Origin of the sequence: Aequoribacter sp. (genome assembly GCF_965659035.1) — a bacterium.
Taxonomy (GTDB): domain Bacteria; phylum Pseudomonadota; class Gammaproteobacteria; order Pseudomonadales; family Halieaceae; genus Aequoribacter.
In genome coordinates, this window is sequence record NZ_CBFHWH010000175.1 from 1 (window position 1) to 1,455 (window position 1,455).

Annotated in this window: 1 protein-coding gene and 1 pseudogene; both read left to right on the forward strand. The window is 52.4% G+C overall.

What is annotated here, in order from left to right; all coding sequences use genetic code 11:
• A partial coding sequence (locus ACTF5Z_RS12165; RefSeq protein WP_438985866.1) for an aminopeptidase family protein P occupies positions 1-1,208 on the forward strand: 1,208 nt, incomplete at its 5' end.
• Between the two features lie 53 nt (positions 1,209-1,261).
• Positions 1,262-1,455: pseudogene (locus ACTF5Z_RS12170) on the forward strand (sodium-dependent transporter); the annotation flags it as partial.

Sequence of the window (1,455 nt, forward strand, 5' to 3'; positions counted from 1 at the left end):
TATTTTTACCCGAGTCTGTTTCTTGGCTGTTAAACGTGCGAGGCAGTGATATCCCCCAATTGCCAATATTGCAAAGCCACGCCCTATTACAAGCGGATGGGAGTGTTCAATGGTTTATCGAATCCTCACGACTTCCAGCCGATTGGCAAGCCCATGTTGGTACCGGTGTAACGGCGCATAATCCGAGTGAATTAGAGAGCATCTTAGCGTCTTGTTCAGGTCAAAACGTAGGCGCGGATCCGCTGAATACCAATGCGGCTTCTTGGCAGACGATGTTGGCTCAAGGTGTGAATGTGATCGCCAAGGCTTGCCCAATTATGGCCGCGAAGGCCGCTAAGAATGCGGTAGAAGTCGAAGGTACCCGACAGGCGCACAAACGTGATGCCGCGGCGAAAGCCGCCTTTTTGGCCTGGATTGACGAAAGCGTGGCTGCGGATAGATTCCCAGATGAAGCAGAATTAGCCGATAAGCTTCACGAGTTTCGCTGTCAAAATCCTGAGTTCTTAGAGCCATCGTTCAGCACCATTTCGGCCGCTGGTCCCAACGGAGCTCTGTGTCATTACAATCATCGCAATGGGGTGCCGGGACCTCTGGTGAACAACTCGCTCTACCTAGTCGATAGTGGTGGACAGTATTTAGACGGCACGACCGATGTGACTCGAACGGTGGCGATTGGACAACCGACTCCCGAGATGCGCCGCAACTTCACCTTGGTGCTGAAAGGGCACATTGCCCTGGCGCGCATTCGTTTCCCAAAAGGTACCTCGGGGATGCAGCTCGACAGTTTGGCGCGGCAGTTCTTATGGCAACAAGAGCTGGATTTTGAACACGGTACGGGGCATGGCGTAGGGAGTTATCTGAGCGTTCATGAAGGTCCCCAGCGTATTGCTAAGTTAGGCAGTCCAACGCCTTTGGAAGAGGGTATGATCGTCTCTAACGAGCCTGGTTATTATGAAGAGGACCAATACGGTATCCGCTGTGAAAATCTGCAGGTTGTCGTCCCCGGCGAACGCGACGGCTTTTACGCTTTTGAGACGCTGACCTTGCTGCCGTTTGATTGTCGCCTAATGGTATTGGACATGTTGACCGCCGATGAAATAAGCTGGGTAAATCAATATCATGCGCGTGTAAATAACGAGATAAGCCCCTTGGTGGATTCCGCTACGCGCGACTGGCTGCAGCGAGCAACGGCCCCTTTGCCGCTTTGAACTGCGAAGTGCATCGCTGGTAACCTACGACAACAACAACACAGGAGTACGCTATGGCAACTGCAGGATTACAAGATCACTGGTCATCTCGATGGACTTTTTTGATGGCGTCGATCGGGTTCGCTGTTGGCTTGGGCAATATCTGGCGTTTTCCCTATGTCACGGGCGAGAACGGCGGTGCTGCGTTCGTACTCGTCTATTTAGCTTGTATTGTCGTGATCGGCATTCCCTGCATGATGGCAGAAAT